The following is a 24,286-nucleotide window of genomic DNA, read 5'->3' as shown; positions in this document are numbered from 1 at the left end:
CCGGTTGCGTGCGAGGCGGTCGATCTTGTGGACGATGACGAAGTCGACGGCGTGATCGTTCAGGTGGTTCAGCATCCGCTGGAGTTCGGGCCGGTTCATCGTGGTGCCGGACCGTCCGTGCTCGACGAACTCGGCCGTCACGAGCGCTCCCAGTTCGTACGCGCGTCGGCGGCACGCTTCGCGTTGAGCCGGGACGGACAGGCCCTCCGGCTCTCCGTTGCGGGAAGCCTGGCGGGTGGTCGAGACGCGCAGGTAGCAGATCGCGCGCAACGGGGATGTTGGGTGAGGTGCCGACGTGGAAGCCGTCCATCCGGTTCTCGGGGCTCGGGATGGGACGCGAGGTCCTGGGTGTTTGGTACGCCATGATCCTTGAAACCTCCCCCATTCTGGTACGCGTGCATAGTCAAAACCTCCCCCCTTTTGGTACGCGAGCGTTGTAGTGTGGCTGGCCATGAGGGATGACCAGATCGCTGCGGTGCTTCGTGAGGCCAACCCGTGGTGGCTTGCCGCGGCGATGGGGCGTTCGCCGACCGAGTGGACGGCCAGCCACCGGCTGCTGCGAGACCGCGGCCGATACGACCTCGGCTACCGTTCCAACGTGCTCGACGACGTCGCCAAAGGGCCAGTCGATGACAAGCTCGTCGTGCTGACTGGCCCGCGCCGGGTGGGCAAGTCGATCGCACTGATCGACGCGGCGGCGGCGCTGTGCGCGCGCGACGACGTCGACCCGCGCCAGGTCATCCACGTCCCTGCCGACGACTTTTCCGCTGCGGACCTCGGCCGGGCGTTCGTGCTCGGCCGCGATCTCACGTCGTCGGTGGACCGCCCCGAACCGCGCCGCCGGGTGTGGTTGCTCGACGAGGTCAGCGGCATCCCTGGGTGGACCGCGACCCTCAAGCGGCTGCGAGACCAGACCCTGGCCGGCGATGACACGGTCATCGCCACCGGATCACGCTGGGTCGGCGTCGAAGACGTCACCGCCAACCTCTTCGCCGGCCGAGCGGGCAGCGGAGCGCACCGGCGCATCCGGCATATGTTCCCGATGTCGTTCCGCGACTTCCTCATGGCCAGTGGCCGTAACCTTCCCGCTCCGCCGCCTGCCCCACTGTGGGACCTGCAATCCGCCACGGTCCGCGACCAGGTCGAGGCGCTCACCTTCCTCGTGGACGACTACGACCTCGCCTGGCAGGCATACCTGCGCTCGGGCGGCTTCCCGCGCGCGGTCTTCGAGGCGGTCACCGACGGCGCGGTGTCGCAGGGCTACCTGCGCGACCTCGAGGCATGGCTCGTCGCGGACGTCGGGCCCGACGACACCCCCGACTCCGTCGCCCTCCTGCTCGACGCCCTCGCCGCTCGGACGACGAGCCCCCTGAACCTCACCAAGACTGCCCGCGACCTTGGGTACGGCACACGCCAACAGTTCGACCGCCGCGTCAAGCGCCTCATCGCGACGTTCGCCGCGATCGAGTGCCCACAGCGCGACGAGCGCGGAGCCGTCATTGGCGGCGCCCAGGCCAAGTACTACCTCTCCGACCCGATCCTGGCCTGGCTGCCGTCTCGCCTGCGCGCCGGGCTCGCGGAGCCTGACTTGACCGCCCTGACCGAGGCGACGATCGGGACGACGCTGGCGCTCGCTCTGGAGAATCAGCAGGAGGGCAGGCTCGCCTTCGGCGACACCATCGGGTACCTGCGCACCGATTCCGGCAAGGAAGTCGACCTCTGCCCGGTCGCCGTCGCAACGGCCGGCGGCACTGGCACGACGACCCCGATCGAGAGCAAATGGGTTGCCCGCGGCTGGCGCGCCGAAGCGAAGGTCATCGAAGGCAAGTACCAGGGCGGGGTCCTCGCGACTCGGAACATCCTCGATCTCTCCGAGCGCGCGTGGGCAGTCCCAGCGCCGCTGATTGCGCTCTTGTTGCGCTGAGACTGTGGAAACCGAGGTTCTTGCGACGAGGTCGGTCGGTCCGTTCAAGGCCCGGGCGCACTGTGACCACGGTCCGGAGCGAACCCTGCCCACGCTTCATGCGGGGCGGGGTTCGACTCTTTCCAGCCCTCCGTCCGCGGGCGACGTGCTGTGCTCCTTCGGCGGTGGCGGCCCGGTGAGACCTCGACCGCTCCGGATTGGCCACTCTGAAGGCGTACGTCGATTCAAGTCCATGTGCGTATGGACACAGGTTGGCCGTCTAGAAGAGGGAGCGCCCGGGTGCGGCCTCTAGGCGGGCGTCGGGGTGCCGGCCGCGAGCATCGTGCTCACTCGGGTGGCCTTACATCAGGTCGCGTCAGCGCTTCAGTCGCACTCCGCATCGTCCCCGTAGTTCCAGCGCTCCGTCACGGTCCGCAGTTCGCGGCGGGTGCGCTGGCGGTCGGCGCGGCGGTCGAGGCGAAGTCCGTAGCCGCCGTGGCACATCCAGCAGGAACAGACCGCGTGGCCGTCCCAGCGCCACTCCCAGTGGCAGTGACCACGCCCCTGCCAGAGCGCGTCACGATCGAAGGGGTCGGGAAGATCGCACACACCGTCGGCGTGGTCGTGGACTTCGGCACGACCGATGTCACCACGGGCGACACGGATACGAAGCGGAACATGAGCATCTGTACGAGACACGGAAGGCCTCCGAGGTTCGGGGCAGCCCCGGCCCGCGTTCCCTCGGTGAAGGACGAACCGGGGCTATTGCATGAGCCCTTCTCGTGGCCGTGTTCTCATGTCCGGCATTCTCGCACGAGCCGCCGGGTCTCGCACGTGGCTTGCGCTGCGGCGCCACAATCCTGAGGGGGCCACAGCCTGGAGCACTACCGTTGAGCGGTCAACGTGCGCCCGTGCACGATCAGCCGAACCGGAAGGACGTCCAGCCGAACCGGAAGGACATCGTGGGCACCAGTCGACCCGGCGGATACGCGACAGGTCGTGCCACCAGGGCGAGCATCGTCGCCCGGGCCACCGAGGTCTTCACCGAGATGGGCTACGCCGGAGCCTCGGTACGGGAGATCGCCCGACGGTGCGACATCTCCCACGCCACACTCCTGCACCACTTCCCGAACAAGGCGTCGCTGCTGACCGCCGTCCTGCACCAGCGTGATCTCGACGCCGCGGCAACCTATCGCCACGTCGAGACGGTCGACGACCTGTTCTGGTTCATGATCGACGTCGCCACCAGGAACGAGGAGCATCCGGAGCAGGTGCACCTCTACACCCTGTTGTTCGCCGAGGCCGCTGATCCGCACCACCCGGCGCACGAGTACTTCCGCCGGCGCGGCCTGCAGCGGCGCATCGTGGCCCAGAGACTGGCCGTCGCCCAGCGCAACGGTGAACTCGACCCGGCGATCGACCCCTCGGCCCTGGCGGCCAACATCGCGGCCGTCTGGGACGGCCTCCAACTCCACGCCCCGCTCAGCCCGGTCCCTATCGACGTGCCCGCGCAGTTGGAGCTCTTCTTCGCCCGGGTCCTCGGGCGGCCGCTGCGACCGCGGACGCAGGCCGCTGACCCGGGCGGCGAGACCGCCGGGACGACCGCCCAACCCTGAGGGCCGGGACCCGCCCACCTCGGGGCCGGATGAGCCCTTTCGTCGGCACCCGTGCGTGCGCGGCGAAACGGCCTGCCCGTTGGCCACCTCGGGCGCACGTCGCGCCACCCCGCGGCCTGGCGTCCTGTGCCCGGATCGGCCGACCTCATTCCTCCGCTGTGGCGGACGTCCTGTGCGCGTTCCGTCTGACGACGCGACCTTGTATACACACTGTGAATATCTGCCATACGGTTGATGTTTGGTGGCGCTGTTGGCTCACGCCGACGGTGCCCGTGGCTCGGTCTCGGACGATTCGCCCTCGACGGAGCCGTCCATGTGACACCTGGGGGTGCCTAAGCGCAGGACTGCTGGCGGCGTGTTCGGACGGTGGCGACAGGGCATCCGAGCGATGGGGGGCGGATGCCCGCCGTCGCAATGTCAGAAGCCGACCTGGCCATCCCGTCGTTCCGCACCCACCCCTTGAAGAGCGCGACCAGCTGGGACGTTGGTCGATCTGGGTCAATGGCAACTGGCGGGTCACGTTCGGGTTCATGAGGACCGACGTCGACGTGGTCGACTACGAGGACTACCACTGGGATGAGCAGCAATTATGGTGCACGATCCGGTCCATCCCGGCGAGGTCCCACAAGAAGACGTACTCGCCGACCTCGGCCTGCCGGTCGGGGAGGCAGCCGAACGACTCGGCATCTCACGCGTCGCGCTCAGCCGCGTCCTCCACGGCCATGCCCGCATCACCCCTAAGCTGGCGGTCCGTCTGGAGGCCGCCGACGTCAGCACCGCCCACGCCTGGCTCGCCATGCAGACCGCCTACGACCTGGCGATCGAGACCAGCCACGGCATACCCCACGTAGAACCGCTCAGTCCTACGGCCTGGGACCTGCGGTTCGTCCCGGGGGCCGTCTGACCTGTACAGCCAATCTCGCGACGGGGTCGCTCCACCAACTCGAAGGGCCAGATCAAGCACTCCACGACGCACGCGGTCGAGATCGCGGACATCGGAAGCGACGCCGCGTCGGTGGCCCCGAAGGCATTCCCCGCGATGGGTACGGGAATGTCTGCGACCCTCGGACCCCACCACGCTCCGCACCGACTAGACGAGAGTTCGTTCTCTGCTCGGCTCTCAGGACTCCCTGTCGTCCAGCGGCACCGGCTGAGATTTCTGGGCTGTGGGAGTGGCTTCCTTCTTGCGCTGGAACAGCGTGCCGAATGCTCCGGCCACCCCGACCGCGGCCCCCTTGAGCGCAGCACCTGCTTGTTCGGCAGCGGCTGAAGCGCGAGGCTGGTCCGGGACGCCATCGCCGTCGATGTCAACGGAGCGGAACACCTCGGTCGCACGGTCGAAAGTCTGGTCGCCGAACCGCCTCGCGGCAGCCGCGCCCTCCGTGGTGGACACGAACACCTTCTCCACGACCTCGCCGGCCGCCCGTCCCCACTTCTTCGCATCGGCCGACTCATGGCCGGACTCGATACCGAGGCGCCCACGGAAATCGAGGACGCCGAAGGAGACCTGATTGCTCGATGTGACGGCGGCCGGCGAGTCAAACGGGTTGAACAGCACCTTCGCGTTCGCCTTCCGCACGGTTTCGTCCATTTGGGTCAGCAGGCGGGCGGTGCTGCGGCTGATGAGTTCGAGGCGGCTTCGGCGCGCAGCCGTAAGGCCGAGACGGTGGCTTTCGAGTTCCTCCGGCGAGGCGTCGAGCACACGGTCGAGTTCGAGTACCGAGACTCCGTCCTGGAGTTGGAAGGTGCGCGCCAGAACGGCGAGCCACTCGCGAACCTTCGGTTCGGCATCCTTCGTCGCCCGAGCGATGTCGCCGATGTCGGACTTCTTCTCCAGCTTCTCGGCGATGACGTCGAGCTGGCGCAGCGCGTATGCCTGTGTGCGGGCGAGCGTCATCGAGGTCGCCTGGACCTTCGACCACGTCACCTCGGAGACCCGGCCAACCTGATCACGGACAGTCAGCGCCTCCTCGATGATCAGGTCGACGCCGATCATGTCCGCGAGCACGGCGTCCTTCTGTCCACGGAGAATGTCGTCGACCTTCTCGTTGATCTCTTGCAGGTACTTGACGATCTCATCCATCTGCTGCTGCATCGCCCGCTGCTGCATCATCGTCGACAGCGCAGTGAGCGCGAACGGCCCGCCGAGCAGCGCTGACGGGGCTTGTGCAATCTGGAGCCACCGCTTGATGTCACCGGGCTGGCCGATCATCGCGTGGCTCACTCCGGGCGTCTTAGTCGCCATGAGACCGTACTTCCTGACCGCCTCAGCGGATTCGGCAGTCAGCTTCACCCAGCGTCCGGAGTTCGCTGCCACGTCGGCTCCGATCTGCACGGTTGCACCAGCGGTGCCCGACGACGACCAGAGGCGGTGCAGGTCGAGGCTCTTCGACGGTGCCTTGTCGAGCCCCGATGACAAGAGGAACCTCTCGACATCGGTCGAGTTGCCGATGACCGCGAGACTGTCGCCGTCACTGACCAGTTCGACCTCGCTGCCCATTGCTACTCCTGCTGCCCGCGGGTGTTCCTCACCCCTGGGGTGAGCTTCACCCCGAACGGTACTCGTCGGCACTGACACCTCGACGCCGCTCGCACCGAATCGCTGGCCCAGTTCGGTAGCGAATGCAATGACTTCCTGACCACTGGATGGGCCGGTGCACCGGGCGAATGGTCGAGAAAGCCGTGCCCACGCCGGTCCGAGTACCTGTGACGTACGTCATGCAGCCCTTCGAGGTGAGGCTCGACAGCCAGGGCTGGCCATGGTCCACCGCGAAGTTCGAGCTCGGACCCGGGAGCCTGCGCACCGTGTTCACCCGCCGGTGCTGACCACGAGGATCCCGTACGGGAACAGCAGGAGCGAGGCCTGGGGCGTTCCCGCGGGAACGCCCCAGGATCCGTTCACCCGGTGTCCCCGTGGAGACCCGCCCGACCCCTGACACTGTGGACCAGAGGTTAGGGTTGGCCGCGATGAGTGAGCCCATGCCTTTCGAGATCTATCGTCCTGGCGTCTTCCTGCACGGCACGAAGGCGGACCTAGTGGCGGGCGAGCTGCTCGTTCCGGGCCGGGAGTCGAACTTCCAGCAGGGCCGGGTGATGAACTATGTCTACTTCACCGCGACGCTCGACGCGGCGGTCTGGGGAGCCGAACTGGCGGCCGGCAACGGTCCCGGCCGCATCTACCTCGTGAAGCCGACCGGCGCGTTCGAAGACGACCCGAACGTGACCGACAAGAGGTTCCCCGGCAACCCGACGCAGTCGTTCCGCAGCCGCGAGCCCCTGCGCGTGGTCGAGGAACTCGTCGGCTGGGTCGGTCACTCACCCGGAGAAGCTCCGGGCCATGCGGGACGGGCTCGACGCGAGCCGGCGGCACGGCTCGGCGCAGATCGAGGACTGAGGCGCAGCCCGTCTCGCCCGGCTCGTCGAGCCCGCTGCGCGTGGCTGGTGCGGTCGACCACGTCAGGGATCCGAGGTCACAGATCCGAGGTCACATCCAGCCTCGTCGTGTGGGACGAAAGTCCACAGCATGCAGAACTGCTCGATCGCCACTGAACCGCTCGCCGTAGTCAGGCGCGGGACAACTCACCACCGTTCGCGCATCGCGGTGAACCGTCGGCTCTGGGACTCAGGCGAGAGCGGCACCACCGCCGAGAAGTGACGCATCATCCGGACCCGCAACGCCTGACGCCTGCCAATGAGGGTAAGTGCGTCGCTCGTCCACAACACCGACATCCTCGGCGGCGGACGACACCGTGAACGCGACCCACAGTCCGTTGCGGGTCGGGGTGTCACCCAGGTCGACGCCCAGGATCCTCGCGCATCGGTCGATCCGTGACCGGAGGGTGTGGCGATGCATGTTCAGGGCGTTGGCGGCAGCCTCCCACTGGCATCCCGTATTCAGCCAGACAGCCAGTGACCGGGTCAGGTCAACGCCGTGCGCGTCGTCATACCGGGTGAGTGGCTCGAGCGTACGGCGCGCCTGCTCGTCCATCCCCGGCACGGCGGCCACCGCCCCCATCATGTGCTCCACGCTGCCGGGACGGTACCTGACCAGCGGGAGGTCCGCGGACAACGCCTCGCGAAGCGCCACCACCGCTTGCTGGTGGCCGAGGGTCACGGAGTCGTAGAGCACCGGCCGCGACACGCCGATGCGGGCACCCTCGAGCGGTGCCTCGGCGATCGACCCGGCGGCCCGCTGAGCCGACAACAGCACCACGGTGAGCCCCTCGTATTCCGCCGCAAACGGACGCCTGTCGCCGGCGCGGCGCCCCAGCATGCGGATCAGTTCGCTACTGGGCAACTGGTCGGACGACACGGCCATCACCACAATCGGTGGGTCCGGAAGGGTGCCCCAGGCGGCTGTGGTCGTGCGTGCCTCTTCGACCGCCCCGCTGAGCAGCAGCCTGAGCACAGCCGTATCGAGGCGGGCGCGCGCCCTGCGGACCTCGGCGGAGCGCAGCATGGCGACCGACAGGAGGGCCACTACCGAGGTGATGAGCTGCCGTACCGGCTCGGACATCTGCCTGTCGCTCCCGTACGCCAGGACGCCGAGCAGCTCATGGGCCGGACCGAGCGTCTGCAGATGGGCATCCAGCTCCGGCCCCTTAAGGCTCGTCCCGCTGCGTATGCCACGATCGAGGACCCCGACACAGCGCTCCCGGAGCGCCGCCACCGCGGGCGCACCCAACCGGGAGGCCCGGGCGGACCGATGCAGGGGTCGCGCCATCTCGTCGAAGCAGATCACCCACGTGTCGAGTTCCTCGCCGAGCTGCTCGACCACGGCCGCGGCCCCTCGCTCGCTCAGCGCGGCATGGGTGAGGCGCCGCTGGGCCTCTCCGAACCAGACGGCGGTCTCGCGCTGGTCCTCCCGCAGCAGCGCCCCGACATCACGGATCATTTCGATGAAGGACATCTGCCTGCTCCACACCAGCGGCATTCCCTGCCGCCGGCATTCGCCGGCCAACTCCGTCAGCAGGTGGGTCTCGTCCTCGCGGTCAGGATCTCCGATCCGCTTCGGCCCGCACACGATGCCCGCGACTCCGACCTCGGACAGTCGCCGCACGTATGCAGCGGCGATCGACCCATCGAAGCCGGCGTCCACCAGTGGGCCCGTAGTGAGAACGAGTTCTCCGCCGTGCAGGTAAGGCGTCGGGTCCAGGAGATTCGTGTAGTAGGGCCAGGACACGACCGGATCGTGGTCTACGCGGACGACGGCCTCGACGCGAGGGCCGAAGTTCCCCAGGACGTCACTCAGCGAGAGGCTCATGCCGTCCCATCGAAGCCCCAGCACGTTTCGTCGACGAAACGTTCGAGTAACGGCGCGTCCGGAGTGGGCGCGATGGATCCGGCGCCGTCCGGTGCCGGGTCACGGCGGGGCTGGACGAAATGGCGTTTCGAGACGATTGCCGCCGCCATCTCGTCCAGAACCGGACCGTGTGGCGCTCCTATGTTCTGTCTCACCTGAGAAGGGAGCACAGATGACGACAAGGATCTTGGTCCGGACCCACGGGTCGGACGACTTCGCCACAGACTTCGCCACGATGTCCGGTTTCGGCGCCACGCCCGCCGGCGGTGTCGATCGACAGGCCGCCACCGCCGCCGACGGCCTCACCCGGGACTGGCTGTCCGGGTGGTTCACCGAGCATGGCTTCACCCGACTGGTCGATCCGATCGGCAACCTCTTCGGCCTGGCCGAATACGTCCCCGGGGCACCATACGTGCTCGTCGGCTCGCACCTCGACAGCCAACCGCGCGGCGGCCGGTACGACGGTGCGTACGGGGTCCTGGCCGCCGCCCACGCGGTGGCGCGGGTCACCGCTGCCGTGACGGCAGGCGACTTCGTCCCGAAATACAACCTGGCCGTCGTGGACTGGTTCAACGAGGAGGGCTCCCGCTTCGAACCGAGCATGATGGGAAGCGGTGTGTTCTGCGGTCGCATCCCCCTGGATGTGGCGCTGGCGACCGCAGACCGCGATGGTGTCACGGTCGCCGAGGCACTGGGGGGTGTCGGCTACCGCGGAACCGACGTCGTCCCCGAGATCGTCGGCTGCGCCGAGATCCACATCGAGCAGGGTCACCGACTCGAGGACGCGGACGTGACCATCGGTCTGGTCGAGTCCAATTGGGCCGCTCACAAATATCGCATCGTCGTGCGCGGCGAACAGTCCCACACCGGATCGACGCCCATGGAGGAGCGCCGGGACGCCCTGCTGGCGGCCGCGCACATCGTGGTCGCCGCCCGGGAGGTCTGTGACCTGTTCCCGACCGGTCAGCTGCACTCCGGGATCGGTCTGCTCGAGGCGATTCCCAACTCGCCCGTAGTTGTCAACCGGGAGGCGCGGCTCCACCTGGACATGCGTTCACCCTTCCTCGAGGTGCTGGACCGCTCGGACGCCTGGCTGCGAGCCCGGTTCGAGGAGATCGAGAAGGCCACCGGCACCACGATCGACCTCGGCAGGGCCCACTTCTGGGACGTGGAGCCGTACCACGACGAGGGCGTCGCGATCGCGGAACGGGCGGCGGCCGATCTCGGTCTCACGGCGCGGCGCACCCTCACCCTGGCCGGGCACGACTCAACCAACCTGAAGGACCTCGTACCGACGGTCATGCTCTTCATCCCCAGTGTCCGCGGCATCTCCCACAACGAGCACGAATACACCGCACCCGAGGACTGCGAGGCCGGCGTACGCCTGCTCGCCGAGGTCCTCGCCCGCCAGATCACCGGAGTGTGCACCGGCGCACCCCGTACGTCGGCGCTGGCCGGCACGCTGCACACCGTCCCCGCCTGACCTTTCCGCTCGGACAACCATCCCGCTGAGAACGGAGCACTCCCATGCACCTCACCACCGCCCACTGGTCCTTGCTGCTCCCCGTGGCGGCCTTGGTCCTCACCCCGCTCTTCCCCTTCGTCAACACCCCCACCACCGCACTCGGCGTTCCCCCGATCCTGTTCTGGGTCGGCGGCTGGGCGATCGTGACGACACTCATCCTCGCCGCGCTCTTCCGTCGGGAGCCCGAACTCAACGACACCACCAGCACGGAAGGAGACCTCCGATGATCATCGCCACGATCCTCGGCCTCGCACTGATCGCCGTCCTTGGCCTGCTCGGCCGCCGGAGGGTGCTCGACACGAACTCCGGATGGTCCATCGGCAACAGGACCATGAGCAGCCTGACCACCTTCTTCCTCCAGGCCGGAGCCATCTTCACCAGCTTCACCTTCCTGGGAATGTCCGGCCTAACGGTGCTCGGCGGGATCTCCGCCGCATACATGCCGGCATACCTCGTCATCGGCTACATCGGGATGTTCCTCCTCGGCCCCGCCGTCTGGAAACTCGGCAAGGTCTTCGGGTACCACACCAACGCCGACATGGTCGGCCACCAGTTCGGCAGCCCCGCGCTGGGCCGCCTCGTCGCCCTGCTGGCAGTGATCTTCTTCATGCCGATCGTCCAGGTCCAGATCGTCGGACTCGGCACCATCGTCTCCTTCAGCACTGGCCTGAAGCAGGCGGGCACGCTGAGCATGATCGTCGCGACGGTCCTCATCCTCGCGTTCGTCACAACGGCGGGGCTGCGCGGCGTCGCGGTGACGGCCTATTTCAAGGACATCGCCATGGTCGTCGCACTGGCGATCATCCTGGCCGGCACGCTCGCCACCTTCCAGGCGGGCAATCTGATGGGTGAGGTGATGACCCGGGCCGAGCACCTGATGGTGATCGCCCCCGGAACCAAGACCTACGGGATCGCGTGGTTCATCTCCAGCGTGGTGATCAGCGGGATCGGCCTGGGCGCCATGACGCTGCCGGAGAGCTGGCCGGCGGTGCTGTCGGCTGACCGGTCACGAGCCGTCTCCAAGAACCACGTCCTGCTGCCGCTCTACACCCTGGCGACCTTCATCCCGATCGTGCTCGGCTTCTTCGCGGTCACCCAGCTCCAGATCCACAAGGGCCAGGAGAACTCCGCCATCCTCACCCTCGCCGCACAGTCACTTCCCGGCTGGCTGATGGGCGTCGTGGTGATCTCCGGTCTGGCATGTGCGATCGTGCCAGCGGCCCACTGCGTCCTGGCCATCGCCACCCTGGTCTCCTCGAACCTCACCCCTGCCAGCATCACCGAGGACCGCAAACTCCTCGTCGGGCGCGTCGCCTCGGGCCTCATCCTGCTGCTCTCCCTCGGCCTCGCCCTGGGACGCCCCGACCTGATGGCGAACCTCTACCTGCTCACGTACGCCGGACTGGTCCAGCTCGCCCCCGCGAACCTGCTGTCGGTCACACGCCAGCGGTTCGTCAACGCTGCCGGTCTGATCGCGGGTCTCGTCACATCCGAACTCGTGGTGATCGGCTTCACCGTCGGCAAGGTGAGTGTTTTCGGCCTGAACACCGGCGTGGTGGCCCTGGTGGTCAACCTCGCCGTGATGGTCGCAGTGTCGGCCGCCACCGGCGAGGCGAGACGTCCCGCGGTACCCGACCGGCCTTCCGCGGAGCCCGCGGGGGCGGCCCACCGGGAGCTGGTTCTCGACCTCGAAGCCTGACTTTCACCGCAGCCCAGCGAAATCGACCTGTCCCCGAAAGGAACCCCCGTGAGCACCCCGGACCCGTACGCCTACCTCAGCGCGACGGACTTGACCGCACAATTCCGGCGCGGACGCCTCCGACCATCGGAGGTGACCGAGCACCTGTTGGCGCGCATCGCGGAGGTGGATCCATCCGTGAATGCGATCACCGAGGTGCTCACGGACCTCGCCCGGACCCACGCCGCGGACGCCGACCGCCGGTGGGCGGTGGGAGACCCGGCCCCACTGCTCGGGGTACCGATCGTGCTGAAGGAGAAGCACGAGCTCGCCGGCCACCCCGTGAGCCAGGGCGTGGTGGAACTCACCGACACGCCGGATCGCGACCATCCGATCGTGGAGCGCCTGCTCGCCGCGGGGGCCGTACCCATCGCCCGCAGCGCGGTCCCGGAGTTCTGCGCCGCGACCGTCACCGACTCCCGCCAATGGGGCGTGACCCGCAACCCGTGGAACTCGGAGTGTACTCCCGGCGGTTCCTCCGGCGGATCCGGCGCGGCGCTGGCGGCCGGATTCGCCCCGTTGGCCACCGGATCGGACATCGGTGGATCGACCCGGATCCCCTCGTGCTACTGCGGAGTGGTCGGCTACAAGGCGCCGTACGGCGTCGTCCCCGGCCTGCACCCCTCGACCATGGACTGGTACCGCAGCGACAGTGCGATGGCACGCACCGTCGAGGATGTCCGCCTCATGCACAACGTCATCGCCGGCCAGCATCCCCGTGACCAGCTGTCGATCCCGTCCAGGCCGGTGGGGCGGCCGCCGCGATCCGGACGTCTGGACGGCGGGACGGTGGTACTGAGCCGACGCCTCGGCGACTACCCCGTGGACTCCGACACGGTAGCCAACCTGGAGGAGACCGCCTCCGTGTTGGCCGCCGCCGGCGCGACGATCGTGGAACGCGAACTCCCCTGGCGCGCCGACGAGATCATGGAACTGGCCTTCGCCCACTACGGTCATATCCTCGCACCAGGCATGGCGGAGCAGATCGTACGGTCGAACGCCGAGGTCTCCCCCTACATCACCCAGTTCATCGAGCACGCGCTCGCCGTGGCCTCCCGGGTCGGGCTGCTGGACACGTTCCGTCGGGAGACGATCATGCGCGACCAGCTCTCGGCAGTGCTCGCCGATGCTGACGCACTGATCGCCCCGGTCTCTGCCCGCTCCTCCTTGCCGGCCGAGGCCCCGACGACGTCGGTCGACGGACTCGGCCGGCACTACTGGCAAGACCAGATGGCGGTGCCGATCAACATCAACAACCGGTGTCCAGCGCTGGCGGTGCCCACCGGATTCGCTCGCAACGGCGTTCCGACAGGACTGCAGATCGTCGGCGGCCCGTACGACCAGGAGGCGGTCTTCCGGGTCGGCTACGCCGTGGAGGCCCACCGGCCGTGGGCGCAGGTCACCCCGCCCCTGCCGACGGATTCCCGGACCATCACGGCGGCCTGAGGGACCGGCGCCTCCCAGCTCGAGACCATCGCCGCGCCCCGACCATTCCCCGAGAAGCGTCGCGGATGGGTCTGTGCCGGCTGGTGGCGAGAATCACGCAGAAATTGCCCACACAACGCACGAGAAGGTCGGGAGACCTTGAGGAACACCCCGGCCGACACCCACTGACGAACTGACGAAAGGAAATATCGATGTCTTCGATCCTGGAGGCCAGCAAGCTGCTCGACCCAACGGTTCCCGTGGGACACGGGATGCACGGCATGGACCTCGATGCGGCGATCATCGCGGCCGACCACGACCAGGTGTTCCATTCCTGGTCCGCGCAGGCCCATCTGCCGGCCTTTTCGGTAGCGGGCGGCAGCGGTGCGACGCTGTGGAACCATGCGGGTGAGCGGTGGCTGGACTTCTCCAGCCAGCTCGTCAACGTGAACATCGGCTACCAGCATCCCCGGGTGGTCGCGGCGATCAAGCAGCAGGCCGACATCCTCACCACGATCGCACCGGCCACCGCCAACCTCGCGCGGGCGGAAGCGGCCCGCCGGATCCTGGCCCACGCCCCGGCGGCCTTCGAGAAGGTCTTCTTCACCAACGCCGGCGCGGACGCCAACGAGAATGCGATGCGGCTTGCTCGCCTCGCCACCGGTCGGGACAAGATCATCTCCCGGTACCGCTCGTATCATGGCAACACCGGCGCTGCCGTGGTGGCCACCGGCGACTGGCGGCGCATCCCGAACGAGTACGCACGCGGTCACGTCCACGTCTTCGGTCCCTACCTCTACCGTTCGGAGTTCTGGGCGACCACGCCGGAAGAGGAATGCGCCCGCGCGCTGCACCATCTGGACCGGGTAATCCAGTCCGAAGGGCCTGACACGATCGCCGGGATCCTGCTCGAGACGGTGCCCGGGACCGCCGGGATCCTCATGCCACCGCCGGGGTACCTGGCCGGGGTCCGCGAGATCGCCGATCGCTACGGCATCGTCCTCATCTGCGACGAGGTGATGGCCGGATTCGGCCGTACCGGATCCTGGTTCGCATTCGAGCAGCAGAACGTCGTCCCCGACCTGATCACCTTCGCCAAAGGCGTGAACTCCGGTTACGTCCCGGCCGGCGGGGTGCTGTTGAGTTCTCCGATCGCCCACGCCTTCGACGAGAAGGTCTTTCCGGGAGGCCTGACCTATTCCGGCCACCCGCTGGCAATGGCGGCGATCGTGGCGACCATCGCCGCGATGGAGGACGAGCACGTGGTGGAGAATGCCGCCACGGTCGGTGCCACCGTGATCGGGCCGGCGCTGGCCGAGCTGGTCGCGGACAACCCGCTGGTGGGCGACGTACGTGGCACCGGCGTCTTCTGGGCCGCCGAACTGGTGGCCGACAAGGCGACCCGCAAGCCGCTGCCCGCCGCACGGATAGCCTCGATCAAGGCCGCCTGCCTGACCAAGGGTCTCCTCCCGGCCGTCGTCGACAACCGCATCCACGTTGTGCCGCCCTGCGTCATCACGACCGACGAGGCCCGGCGCGGCATGGCCATCCTGACCGAGGTCCTCACCGAGGAGGCGGCCCGATGACGGACTCCCCGCGTCGCGTGCTGGTCACCGGCGCTTCATCCGGAATCGGGGCGGCGACCGTACGACGCCTGCAGGCCGACGGGATGGCGGTCATCGCTGCCGCCCGGCGGGCCGACCGACTGGCCCGGCTCGCAGCGGAGACCGGCTGCGAGGCCTATCCCCTCGATGTCACCTCCGCCGAGGAGGTCGACGCTCTGGTCACCCATCTGGCCCGGACCGGCGGGCTGGACGCGGTGGTCAACAACGCGGGTGGGGCGCTCGGCCTGGACAGCGTCGCAGAGGCCGACATCGACGGTTGGCGGCGGATGTACGAGCTCAACGTCCTGGGCACCCTGCGGGTCACGAAGAGCGTCCTACCGCTGCTGCGCGCCGCGGGGGCGGGCGACGTGCTGGTCGTCACCTCGACCGCCGCGCACGGCGCATACGAAGGAGGCGGCGGCTACACCGGCGTCAAGCACGCCGAGCGGATGCTCACCACGACGCTGCGCTGGGAAATCGTCGGCGAACCGATCCGGGTGCTGGAAATCTCCCCCGGCAACGTCGAGACCGAGGAGTTCTCCCTCGTCAGATTCGGCGGCGACCACGAACGCGCGGCCAAAGTCTACCAGGGCTACCAACCGCTGCTCGCCGAGGACATCGCGGACGTCATCGCGTACGCCCTCACCCGCCCCGACCACGTCAATCTCGACCTGGTCATCGTGCGCCCGCGGGCCCAGGCCCACAACACCAAGATCGCCCGCACCCCCGCGTGAGGCCACCCCCGACAGACCTGCCCCCGTTGGTCCTGGCCACCTGGTGACACCTGCCCGGCGACGGCGGACGATCAGTCCTCCAACGCCCCGTCCACCGTCGACCGGCGCACCACCAGCCGGGGCGCCAGCACCTCCCGCCGCGGTGGCGCCTCGGTCTCGACGGCGCGGGTGAGGGCCGTACGGACGGCGAGGCGGCCCAGGGCAACCGGTTGCTGGTCGATGCTGGTCAGGTCCACCGACCGCAGGGCCGAGGCCCGGAGATTGTCGAAGCCGACCACCGCCACGTCCTCCGGTGCCCGTAGGCGGCGATCCGACAGGGCTTCGAGGACCGCGTACGCGGCCTGGTCGTTGTTGGCGTAGACAGCGGTGGGCGGGTCGGTGGCCGCCAGCAGCCGCAGCGTGACCGCCCGGACGTCGTCGAAGTCGTACGCGATGTCCTCGACCCAGGGATCGAGGCCGGCGCGGGTCATCGCCTGCACGTACGCGTCGACGCGGGGGCTCGGTCGCCAGGTCGGGGCCAGGTGGACGATGCGCCGGTGGCCCAGGGAGACCAGGTGGTCGACCACCAGCGCCCCGGCCGCGGCCTCGTCGACGATCACACTGTCGACGCCGGTGACCGCACGGGTGGCCGAGACCAGCGGGATGGTCCGGCTCAGCGCGCGCAGCTCCGACCCGGGCATGGTGCCACTGATCATGATCAGGGCATCGACCCGGGCGGCCAGCAGGTCGTTCACCGTACGTTCGTCGCGGCGGCCGCTGGGGTCGGACACCCCGACGACCAGACCGAGGTCGCTGGCGTCCGCCTCCGCCTGGATCCCCTGGAAGACGTCCGCGGTGAGGTCGTTGCGCATGTCGAAGAGGAGCACCCCGATGGAGTGGACGCCCTTGGACGCCAGCCGCGCCGCCAGGGAGTTGCGCCGGTAGCCGATCCGCTCCCCCGCCTCGAACACCCGCTGTCGGGTCTCCTCCGAGGCGCCCTTGACCCCGCGGTAGACGATAGAGACCAGGGCGCGGGACACCCCGGCCTCGCGCGCCACGTCCTCCATCGTCGGCAGCCGTCCACTGTCGCCCGCCTGCGACACCTCGTGATCGTTGATGATGAACCCCTGGTGACGTGTCATTCCGAGCACCGAACGTAGCAGACGTCTCGGTGCCGACATGTCACGCCACCAGGGGCCGAGCGGGCCGGAGCCGGCGCGCTACCGCACCGCGTGGACCCCTTCGGTCTCGAACTGCACCTCGAGCTCCTCCAAGGAGAGATGCCCGGTCTCCGGCAGGAAGTGGCGCACCAGCAGGAAGCTGAGGACGTTGAGGATCCCGAAGATCAGGAACGTCCCGTCGATCTTGAAGGCCGCCATCAGCGACGGGAAGGTGAACGCCACCGTGGCGTTGGCGACCCACATCCAGAAGACCGAGAAACCGACCGCCGCGCCGCGCGCCCGCTGCGGGAACAGCTCACTGAGCACCACCCAGATCACCAGTCCCAGGCAGGCCTGCATGATGCCGACGAAGGTGATCACCAGCACCATGATCACGATCGCCTTGGCCAGCCCCTCGGGAAGCACGAACGCCAGCAGGGCGATCAGGAAGTGCAGGACGGCGACGCTGGCCAGGCCGAAGAGGATCATCGTACGGCGCGGGAAGCGAGAGATGACCTTCAGGCCGATCATCATGCCGGTCACCGACAGGATGCCGTTGGCGATGTTGACCACGATCGCGGTGTCGGCGGCGAACCCGGCCGTCTCCAGCAGCTGGGTGCCGTAGAACATCACCGAGTTGATCCCGGTGAGCTGCTGCGCCACCGCGATGCCGGTGCCGATGATGATCAGCCGGCGGATCCATGGCTGCTTCAGCGCCGCCCCGATGCCGATGACCTTGGTCTTCTCCTCGAACTCGCTCAGCGCGACGATCGCCGCGAGCTCACTGTCGGCGCGCTCGGCGGGGCGCACCTGGTGGAGGACGTCGCGGGCCCGCTCCACCTTGCCTCGTGCCACCAGCCAGCGGGGGGACTCGGGCATCGACAACATGCCGACGAACAGCATGATCGCCGGGACGGCGGCCACCGCCAGCATGTACCGCCAGACCCCCACGTGGTGGCCCCACAGCTGGGCGATGATCGCGTTGAAGACGAACGCCAGCAGCTGCCCGAGGACCACGGCCACCTCGTTGCGCGCGCTGAGCCGACCGCGCCACTCGGTGGGCGACATCTCGGAGAGGTAGACCGGAACGGTGACGGATGCGCCGCCGACCGCCAGCCCGAGGATCACCCGGGACGGCACCATCACCCCGAGGCTGGGAGCCAGCACGCAGCCGGTGGTGCCGAGCAGGAAGACCCAGGCGAGGACCAGCAGCACCCGCCGGCGACCGAAACGGTCGGCGAGGGCGCCGGTCACGGTCGCGCCGATCGCGGCACCGAGGAGCAGCGAGCTGGTGACGATCCCTTCGGTCAACGCGGTGAGGCCCAGCTCGGCCTTCATCGGAGTGAGGGCGCCGTTGATGACGCCGGTGTCGTAGCCAAAGAGGATGCCACCGAAGGTGGCGATCACGACGACGACGTCCAGCCGGCGCCGGTACTTGCCGGGGACCAGGGCAGGAAGCTGGGCGGTCGTCCCACCGACGGACTGGGCGCTCATCGCAACTCCTCCGGGTGCGAGGTGATCGCGCCGAGGCGCTCCACCATGATGTCGTGGGTCTTGCTGTTGTCCTCGTCCCAGGTGTCCATCCAGCTGAAGAGCGCGCAGGTGGCGATCCCGTCGAACTCGACGTCCCTGAGCGCCTGCCAGAACTCGTTCCAGTCGACCTCGCCCAACCCGATCGGGTTGTGCTGGTGGATGCGGGCCGGATTGCCCGGCGGGTTGGAGATGTAGCGTCCGCCCTCCGACGCACGGTGGTCGAAGGAGTCGGCGATGTGGAGGTGGCGCAGGTCCTTTCCTGCGTACCGGATGATCTCCCCGGCATTGCCGCCCTGGTGGAAGGTGTGCGGCGCGCAGTAGAGGAAGCCGACGTTGGGCGAGTTGATCGCCCGGATCATGTCGACGGCACGGATGCCGTCCTCGATGAAGTCATCGGGGTGCGGCTCGAGGTTGAGCTGGATGCCTTCCTTCTCGATCCGGGGAAGGATCACGTCCATGGACTTCCAGAACTGTGCCTCGGATCGCTCCGGCTGCTCGGGACGCCCGGAGAACTCCGAGTTCATCTGGTGGCAGCCGAGGTCGAGGGTGATGTTGATGGCGCGCAGCCAGTAGCGCACCGCTGCCTGGCGCTCGTCCTCGTCCGGGCTCGACCAGCGGTACAGCGGCAGGCAGGAGGCCAGTTCCAGTCCGTACTTCTTCAGCGTCCGCTTGATCGTGGTGACCTGCTCGTCATTGGCCGTCGGATGGGTGTAGTACGGCCAGACGTCGTCGCGTTGGGAGAATTCGATGTAGTGGAAGCCGGCCTCCGCGGCACGGCGGAAGTAGTCGTCCAGGCTCTGCTTGCGCAAGGAGAAAGGATCAACGGCAATCTTCATGGGTCTGCTCTTCTTTGAGGTTTCCGGAAAGGGTCTGTGACCACGGGCGCTGAGGTCGACAGGCACCCGTGGCTCTCGGGCAAGGGTCAGTAGGTGGGCTTGTCGAATTCCAGGCCGGCCTTCGCGGCGGCGGCGTTGAGGCTCTCGGTGGCGAACTGCAGGCCCTCGATGCGTCCCATGTGCGGGTCCTCGTGCTCGATCTGGACCGAGATGTCCGGGTTCACCCGGTTGAGCGCGGCCAGCCACCGGCTCCAGAACTCCACGTCGTGGCCGCGGCCGATCGAGACGAACTCGTAGCTCGGGTCCTCCGGGTAGTCGTTGGCGGTGTACCGGCCGGTGAACGCGACCTTGTTCGGCCCCTCGTTGCGGCGCCACAGGTTGTTGAGGAACCCGTTCTTGCGCAGGTTCTCCTCGTAGATCTTGGTGTCCTTCGCCGCGGACATGAAGACCCGGTCACCGAAGCGTTCGATCGTCTCGACCGGGTCGATGCCCTGCCAGAACAGGTGTGACGGGTCCATCTCCATGCCGATCGACTCCGCGCCGGTCTCCTCGATCAGCCGGGCCAGAGTGGTCGGGCTGTAGACCAGCTGGTGGGGGTGCATCTCGATGGCGAGCTTGATCCCCCGGTCCGTGGCGTGCGCGGCGATCTCCTTCCACAGCGGCACCGCGAGACTCCACTGGTAGTCGAGGACGTCGATGTAGGCGGAGTCCCACGGCGAGACGACCCAGGACGGGACGGTCGAGGTGGGCTCTGCCCCCGGGTTGCCCGACTGCATGACGACCACGCCGACACCGAGCAACGCGGCCAGGTCGATCGCGTCGTGCATCTCCCTCAGGTGACGCGGGCCGACCTCACGGTCCGGGTGCAGCGGGTTGCCGTTGTTGTTGAGCGACGTCAGCGACATCCCGGCGGCGGACAGCTTGCCGAGGAACTCCGAGCGGGCGTGCTCGGAGACCAGCAGCGCACTGGTGTGGATGTGGTAGTCCCGGAAGAAGCCGCCGGAGTTGAGCTCCAGGGAGGTGTGGCCGAGCTGATGGGCCACCTCGATGGCACCGTCGAGGTCACGGTCGTGCAGGCAGGTGGTGAACATTCCGAGCTTCATTGCCGGAACTCCTCTTTCTCAGTCGTGGGTTTCTCAGTGGTGGATGGGGGTGGCCGGGGCAGCGGCGGGGATCGCGACGGGGCGGTGCGTACGGGCCGACTCGAAGGCCGCGTCGACGACGTGCATCGTCTGGGCGGCGACCTCGAAGGAGGTGTCGATCTCCTCCCCGTGGACGACCGCGGTGAGGAACTCCTGCATCTCGGCGATGAAGGCCTCGCCCCAGCCCGCGGCATTGCCCCGGGCCGCCATCGGCACGGTGTCGACGACATGCGGACTGGCCAGACCGGGCTGGATGACCCGCGGACCATCGAAGACCTTGTCCTCGGGATCGGTCTGGTAGAGCGTCCACTCGTTCATGTGGCCGAAGGAGTACTTGACATGGCCCTTCGAGCCGAAGATCTCGAAGCCCAGGTCGATCGTCGCGCCGGCGGCGACCCGGCTGGACAGGATCGTGCCGAGCGCCCCGTCGCCGAAGCGAACGTTGATCAGCGAGGTGTCGTCGTTGGTCACCGGGGCGAGTGAGCCGTCCCGGGTCGGGCGCTCCTTGACGGTGATGTCGAAGACGCTGGAGGACACCTCCGCGATCGGCCCGAGGATGTACTCGAGAGCGTCGATGACATGGGTGCCCATGTCCAGCACCACCCCGCCGCCGCTGGTCTGCTGGTCGTAGCGCCACACCATCGGTCCCTGCGGATCCAGCGCGTAGTCGGCGAAGAACTGTCCGCGGGCGAAGTACGGCGTCCCGATCCTGCCGTCCCGAACGACCTCACGAAGCTGGGCCAGCGCGGGGATCCTCCGGTAGGAGTAGCCCACCGCCGCGACCTTCCCGGACTCCTTCGCGATGCCGGCGAGCTCGTCCGCCTCCGCGCCGTTGCGCCCCAGCGGCTTCTCGGCCAGCACGTGCTTGCCGGCCCGCAGCAACGACCCGACGACCGGCAGACTCAGGAAGGTCGGCAGGGCGACCGAGACGACCTCGATGCTCGGGTCGTCGATCACGTCCTGGACATCGGCGGCCACCCGCTCGAAGCCATAACGGCGGGCGATCTTCTCGGCCAGCTCGGTATTGGGGTCGACCAACGTCGCCAGCCGGACCTCCACGCCGGCCAGCCGGTCGGTCATCGCGGCGTTGCGGAAGCCGAAGGCGTGCGCCTGCCCCGCCTGGCCGGCGCCGACGACGGCGACCCTGATGGTTCTCTTCTCCTGCACGATGTGACACCTCTTTGTGTGTACGGATCTGCGTGTGTACGGACTTGCATCCCGGCGAGGGCGGCCTCGGGCCCGCTCGATCACGAGGGGCCGCCCTGCCCGGAGGCACCATCCGGAGCACCGGACATCTCAAGACTAGAGCGCTCTAGTAACTGACGTCAACCATTTGTCACGACATTTAGGATTCGAGTTACCGGTGTCCGGCGGACCCCGTCAGCCAGGCCGTACTCGCCCAGCTCGCGGCCGTCACCGTCAGCCCCGGCGGTGCTGGGCCACCCCCGTCCACCACCGAATCGACAGATAACGTAGCGAACGTTGTGGCACTAAATTCTCAACGTTATCCTGGGTCTATGACGACAGTGACGACCAGTGTCCCGGAGGGGCTCACCAGGGAGCAGTACGAAGCCTTCCTAGCGCAGTTCGCCGACACCAGGGCTGCGATCAACCGGGTCGCCGCCGCACTGGAGGCGCAGGAACAGCCGGTCGGGCCGAACACTGCCGCCCAGCTCTCCCAGGTCGAGCTGCTGTGGAGGCACCTGATCGAGACCTACGGCGTGTACACCTCCGCGGACATCGCAACGCTGCGGGGAGGCAGCCCCACCAGCCGCTCCATCGCCACCACCCTGGCGCGGGAGTACGGGTTGATCGGGTTCCGACGCGGACGGCCCAAGGTCTATCCCCGCTTCGAGTTCCTCGGCCGGAACCCCCACCCGCGGTGGCGTGAGATCGTCACACCGCTCCGGGAGAGCGGCGTCGACGACGAGGAGATCCTGCTGTGGATGGTCTCGGCGAACCCGTACCTGGGCGGAGCCGAACCGGCCGCGCTGCTGGAGCATGCGCCCGAGAGGGTCGCGGCACTGACCGCGGAGGAGGCGTCCGGCCGTTGGTTCTGACCGCGCCGCCCTCACCGTTCGACCCACTGCGCGAGACGGTCGCCACCGGTACGATCCTCTACCGGGTCCATGATCCCGGCCTCCCCGCCAGCGGTCGAATCGAGCCGGTCACCAACCCGGGCGACGTCCCCAACCCCGGATTCGGGAGACCGACCCGCTTCGCCTTCTTCGGCGACCCCGTGGTCCCGGTCCTCTACGCGGCCGACAGCCCGGAGGGGGCGGTCCACGAGACCATCCTCCACGACGCCGAGCCCGGCACCTTCCTGCTCGGCCGCGACTGGCGCACCAAGGTGCTCACCGTCCTGGAGGTCGTCGAACCGATCGAGGTCGCCCGGTTCCACAGCGACGGACTGCGCCGGTTCAACCTCTTCGCGGCCGACCTGACCGACACCCCGCCCACGGAGTACCCCGGTACCGTCCGGTGGGCCGAGGCAGCCCATGCGATCGGGCTCGGCGGGGTCACCTACATGTGCCGCCACCACAACCACAGCCAGGCCTGGTGCCTGTTCGGCCAGCCACCCCTGCGTCCGCTCCCCGGGCACCTCGACGCCAGGGCCTTCATGCTTCCCGAGGACGCAGAGTGGCTCGCCGGCCTCGCACTGAGGATGGACGTACGGCTGCGGCCCTGACCCGGTGACCTCACCCACCCGGCCTCACCCCCACCCCACGACACCACCCGACGGCGCGAACGCGGAGTCCGTGCTCGAGCGGGCGATTCAACCCCCTGGTGACACTTTCCGGCGTACCTGCGCGACCTGCTGGAACGCGAGGCCGCGACTTCTGAGCTGGAGGAGGTCCTCGCCAGGGTCGACCGCCGTTCCGAGACCTCGACGATCTCCAGCGTCGACCTGATCCGCGCCGACCGTGAACGATGACCCACCCGTTGTCATCTAGGGTCGCACACGGCGCGTCAGCCCTGGCCACCACACCCCGGTCTGACGGAACAGAGCGGCCTGACGCTTCTCCGTCGGCGCTGGGCCTGCAAGGGTTGTTCCGCCATCACCACCGACACTCATCGGCTGTGCCCGACCGGCTCGTCGAACTCGGTCAGGATCTTCCGGGAGGACGAGAGCCCGAGGCGGGTAGCGCCCGCCTCGACCATCGCCAGCGCGGTGGCGAGGTCGCGAATTCCGCCCGACGCCTTCACCCCCAGTCGCGGCCCGACCGTCTCGGCCATCAACCGGACCGCGTGCACCGAGGCTCCCCCGGCGGGATGGAACCCCGTCGACGTCTTGACGAAATCAGCCCCCTCCTGTTCGGCGATCCGGCACACCCGGACGATCTCGTCATCGGTGAGGATCGCGGACTCGATGATCACCTTGAGCACCGTGGCCGCGGGCACGGCCGCCCGCACCGCGGCGATCTCGTTGGCGACCACTGCCCATTCCGCGCCCTTCACCGCCCCCAGGTCGACGACCATGTCCACCTCCGCGGCGCCGTTCGCGGCCGCCAGGGCGGCCTCGGCCGCCTTGATCGACGGGGCCACCGCCCCGGAGGGGAATCCGCACACGGTGGCGACGCGTACGCCGTCGACGCGCACCGGCAGTCTGGCGGGCGACACACAGATCGCGTACGTCCCCAGCTCCCGCGCCTCCTGGGCGAGCGCTGCCACCTCCTGCGCGGTGGCCTCCGGCCGCAGCAGGGTGTGATCCATCAGCTGCGCCAGTTCCTGACGGGTGATCATCTCAGGCTCCTCCTTGTCGACTGCTTCGATTTCTTCTGCACCGAG

20 protein-coding genes and 2 pseudogenes are annotated in these 24,286 nt (G+C 68.3%); 12 read left to right on the top strand and 10 right to left on the bottom strand.

What is annotated here, in order from left to right; genetic code table 11:
• Positions 1-6 precede the first annotated feature (6 nt).
• A pseudogene (locus R0145_RS18500) lies at positions 7-453 on the bottom strand (recombinase family protein); the annotation flags it as partial.
• Here R0145_RS18500 and R0145_RS18270 point away from each other — a divergent pair.
• Positions 452-1,924: an AAA family ATPase gene (locus R0145_RS18270; RefSeq protein ID WP_317838372.1), complete on the top strand. Its 1,473-nt coding sequence runs from the start codon at positions 452-454 to the stop codon at positions 1,922-1,924. The pseudogene R0145_RS18500 and the gene R0145_RS18270 overlap by 2 nt on opposite strands.
• A gap of 363 nt (positions 1,925-2,287) precedes the next feature.
• Here R0145_RS18270 and R0145_RS18265 read toward each other — a convergent pair whose 3' ends face one another.
• Positions 2,288-2,602, bottom strand: a complete 315-nt coding sequence (locus R0145_RS18265; RefSeq protein ID WP_317838371.1) for a hypothetical protein — start codon at positions 2,600-2,602, stop codon at positions 2,288-2,290.
• Between the two features lie 212 nt (positions 2,603-2,814).
• Here R0145_RS18265 and R0145_RS18260 point away from each other — a divergent pair, with 212 nt between their 5' ends.
• Complete coding sequence (locus R0145_RS18260) at positions 2,815-3,519, top strand: TetR/AcrR family transcriptional regulator (RefSeq protein ID WP_317838370.1); 705 nt, start codon at positions 2,815-2,817, stop codon at positions 3,517-3,519.
• Positions 3,520-4,108: 589 nt separating this feature from the next.
• Positions 4,109-4,423 (top strand): HigA family addiction module antitoxin, encoded by a 315-nt coding sequence (locus R0145_RS18255; protein WP_317838369.1) that lies wholly within the window; start codon positions 4,109-4,111, stop codon positions 4,421-4,423.
• 216 nt (positions 4,424-4,639) lie between these two features.
• On the opposite strand, the gene R0145_RS18250 is transcribed toward R0145_RS18255, so the two are convergent.
• Positions 4,640-6,019, bottom strand: coding sequence for a hypothetical protein (locus R0145_RS18250; protein WP_317838368.1), 1,380 nt, complete (start codon positions 6,017-6,019; stop codon positions 4,640-4,642).
• A gap of 479 nt (positions 6,020-6,498) precedes the next feature.
• On the opposite strand from R0145_RS18250, the pseudogene arr reads away from it, so the two are divergent.
• A pseudogene (arr, locus tag R0145_RS18245) lies at positions 6,499-6,913 on the top strand (NAD(+)--rifampin ADP-ribosyltransferase).
• Between the two features lie 228 nt (positions 6,914-7,141).
• Here the strand turns inward: arr and R0145_RS18240 are convergent.
• Complete coding sequence (locus R0145_RS18240) at positions 7,142-8,782, bottom strand: helix-turn-helix domain-containing protein (protein ID WP_317838367.1); 1,641 nt, start codon at positions 8,780-8,782, stop codon at positions 7,142-7,144.
• A gap of 211 nt (positions 8,783-8,993) precedes the next feature.
• On the opposite strand from R0145_RS18240, the gene R0145_RS18235 reads away from it, so the two are divergent.
• From R0145_RS18235 to R0145_RS18210, 6 genes are all read left to right on the top strand, one after another.
• Positions 8,994-10,304, top strand: coding sequence for a M20 family metallo-hydrolase (locus R0145_RS18235; protein WP_317838366.1), 1,311 nt, complete (start codon positions 8,994-8,996; stop codon positions 10,302-10,304).
• Between the two features lie 44 nt (positions 10,305-10,348).
• Positions 10,349-10,573, top strand: a complete 225-nt coding sequence (locus R0145_RS18230; RefSeq protein ID WP_317838365.1) for a hypothetical protein — start codon at positions 10,349-10,351, stop codon at positions 10,571-10,573.
• Complete coding sequence (locus tag R0145_RS18225) at positions 10,570-12,045, top strand: sodium:solute symporter family protein (RefSeq protein ID WP_317838364.1); 1,476 nt, start codon at positions 10,570-10,572, stop codon at positions 12,043-12,045. The genes R0145_RS18230 and R0145_RS18225 overlap by 4 nt, the downstream gene beginning before the upstream one ends.
• Positions 12,046-12,093: 48 nt before the next feature.
• Positions 12,094-13,530, top strand: coding sequence for an amidase (locus tag R0145_RS18220; RefSeq protein ID WP_317838363.1), 1,437 nt, complete (start codon positions 12,094-12,096; stop codon positions 13,528-13,530).
• Positions 13,531-13,721: 191 nt separating this feature from the next.
• Positions 13,722-15,095: an aspartate aminotransferase family protein gene (locus tag R0145_RS18215; RefSeq protein WP_317838362.1), complete on the top strand. Its 1,374-nt coding sequence runs from the start codon at positions 13,722-13,724 to the stop codon at positions 15,093-15,095.
• A complete protein-coding gene (locus R0145_RS18210; RefSeq protein ID WP_317838361.1) occupies positions 15,092-15,847 on the top strand; it encodes an SDR family oxidoreductase in 756 nt (251 codons plus the stop codon). The genes R0145_RS18215 and R0145_RS18210 overlap by 4 nt, the downstream gene beginning before the upstream one ends.
• Before the next feature lie 71 nt (positions 15,848-15,918).
• Here R0145_RS18210 and R0145_RS18205 read toward each other — a convergent pair whose 3' ends face one another.
• The 5 genes from R0145_RS18205 to R0145_RS18185 all read right to left on the bottom strand — a co-directional run bounded on the left by R0145_RS18205 (position 15,919) and on the right by R0145_RS18185 (position 21,664).
• Entirely contained in the window at positions 15,919-16,968 is a 1,050-nt protein-coding gene (locus tag R0145_RS18205; RefSeq protein WP_317838360.1) for a LacI family DNA-binding transcriptional regulator, read from the bottom strand.
• A gap of 78 nt (positions 16,969-17,046) precedes the next feature.
• Positions 17,047-18,480 (bottom strand): sugar porter family MFS transporter, encoded by a 1,434-nt coding sequence (locus R0145_RS18200; RefSeq protein ID WP_317838359.1) that lies wholly within the window; start codon positions 18,478-18,480, stop codon positions 17,047-17,049.
• Positions 18,477-19,355 carry a sugar phosphate isomerase/epimerase family protein gene (locus R0145_RS18195; RefSeq protein ID WP_317838358.1) on the bottom strand — a complete coding sequence of 293 codons (879 nt, stop codon included), beginning with the start codon at positions 19,353-19,355 and terminating at the stop codon, positions 18,477-18,479. Before R0145_RS18195 ends, R0145_RS18200 begins: the two co-directional genes overlap by 4 nt.
• A gap of 86 nt (positions 19,356-19,441) precedes the next feature.
• Positions 19,442-20,458, bottom strand: coding sequence for a sugar phosphate isomerase/epimerase (locus R0145_RS18190; protein WP_317838357.1), 1,017 nt, complete (start codon positions 20,456-20,458; stop codon positions 19,442-19,444).
• A 33-nt stretch (positions 20,459-20,491) separates the two neighbouring features.
• Complete coding sequence (locus R0145_RS18185) at positions 20,492-21,664, bottom strand: Gfo/Idh/MocA family oxidoreductase (RefSeq protein ID WP_317838356.1); 1,173 nt, start codon at positions 21,662-21,664, stop codon at positions 20,492-20,494.
• 350 nt (positions 21,665-22,014) lie between these two features.
• On the opposite strand from R0145_RS18185, the gene R0145_RS18180 reads away from it, so the two are divergent.
• Together R0145_RS18180 and R0145_RS18175 are read left to right on the top strand one after the other, a co-directional pair.
• The gene (locus R0145_RS18180) at positions 22,015-22,557 is read left to right on the top strand and encodes a hypothetical protein (RefSeq protein WP_317838355.1); all 543 of its coding nucleotides are present in this window, start codon (positions 22,015-22,017) and stop codon (positions 22,555-22,557) included.
• A complete protein-coding gene (locus R0145_RS18175) occupies positions 22,548-23,186 on the top strand; it encodes an RES family NAD+ phosphorylase (protein ID WP_317838354.1) in 639 nt (212 codons plus the stop codon). The genes R0145_RS18180 and R0145_RS18175 overlap by 10 nt, the downstream gene beginning before the upstream one ends.
• 383 nt (positions 23,187-23,569) lie before the next feature.
• Here R0145_RS18175 and deoC read toward each other — a convergent pair whose 3' ends face one another.
• Positions 23,570-24,241: a deoxyribose-phosphate aldolase gene (gene deoC, locus R0145_RS18170; RefSeq protein WP_317838353.1), complete on the bottom strand. Its 672-nt coding sequence runs from the start codon at positions 24,239-24,241 to the stop codon at positions 23,570-23,572.
• Positions 24,242-24,286: the final 45 nt, after the last annotated feature.

This window comes from Raineyella sp. W15-4 (assembly GCF_033170155.1).
GTDB lineage: Bacteria > Actinomycetota > Actinomycetes > Propionibacteriales > Propionibacteriaceae > Raineyella.
Note: the sequence above shows the minus strand (reverse complement) of the source record. Positions and strands in the feature narration are given on the sequence as shown.

Bases quoted from the DNA above. Each gene is read 5' to 3' on its own strand.
- R0145_RS18270 (WP_317838372.1), top strand. From the start codon at position 452: ATGAGGGATGACCAGATCGCTGCGGTGCTTCGTGAGGCCAACCCGTGG.
- R0145_RS18255 (WP_317838369.1), top strand. From the start codon at position 4,109: ATGGTGCACGATCCGGTCCATCCCGGCGAGGTCCCACAAGAAGACGTA.
- R0145_RS18250 (WP_317838368.1), bottom strand. From the start codon at position 6,019: ATGGGCAGCGAGGTCGAACTGGTCAGTGACGGCGACAGTCTCGCGGTC.
- R0145_RS18240 (WP_317838367.1), bottom strand. From the start codon at position 8,782: ATGAGCCTCTCGCTGAGTGACGTCCTGGGGAACTTCGGCCCTCGCGTC.
- R0145_RS18235 (WP_317838366.1), top strand. From the start codon at position 8,994: ATGACGACAAGGATCTTGGTCCGGACCCACGGGTCGGACGACTTCGCC.
- R0145_RS18230 (WP_317838365.1), top strand. From the start codon at position 10,349: ATGCACCTCACCACCGCCCACTGGTCCTTGCTGCTCCCCGTGGCGGCC.
- R0145_RS18225 (WP_317838364.1), top strand. From the start codon at position 10,570: ATGATCATCGCCACGATCCTCGGCCTCGCACTGATCGCCGTCCTTGGC.
- R0145_RS18215 (WP_317838362.1), top strand. From the start codon at position 13,722: ATGTCTTCGATCCTGGAGGCCAGCAAGCTGCTCGACCCAACGGTTCCC.
- R0145_RS18210 (WP_317838361.1), top strand. From the start codon at position 15,092: ATGACGGACTCCCCGCGTCGCGTGCTGGTCACCGGCGCTTCATCCGGA.
- R0145_RS18205 (WP_317838360.1), bottom strand. From the start codon at position 16,968: ATGACACGTCACCAGGGGTTCATCATCAACGATCACGAGGTGTCGCAG.
- R0145_RS18200 (WP_317838359.1), bottom strand. From the start codon at position 18,480: ATGAGCGCCCAGTCCGTCGGTGGGACGACCGCCCAGCTTCCTGCCCTG.
- R0145_RS18195 (WP_317838358.1), bottom strand. From the start codon at position 19,355: ATGAAGATTGCCGTTGATCCTTTCTCCTTGCGCAAGCAGAGCCTGGAC.
- R0145_RS18190 (WP_317838357.1), bottom strand. From the start codon at position 20,458: ATGAAGCTCGGAATGTTCACCACCTGCCTGCACGACCGTGACCTCGAC.
- R0145_RS18180 (WP_317838355.1), top strand. From the start codon at position 22,015: ATGACGACAGTGACGACCAGTGTCCCGGAGGGGCTCACCAGGGAGCAG.
- deoC (WP_317838353.1), bottom strand. From the start codon at position 24,241: ATGATCACCCGTCAGGAACTGGCGCAGCTGATGGATCACACCCTGCTG.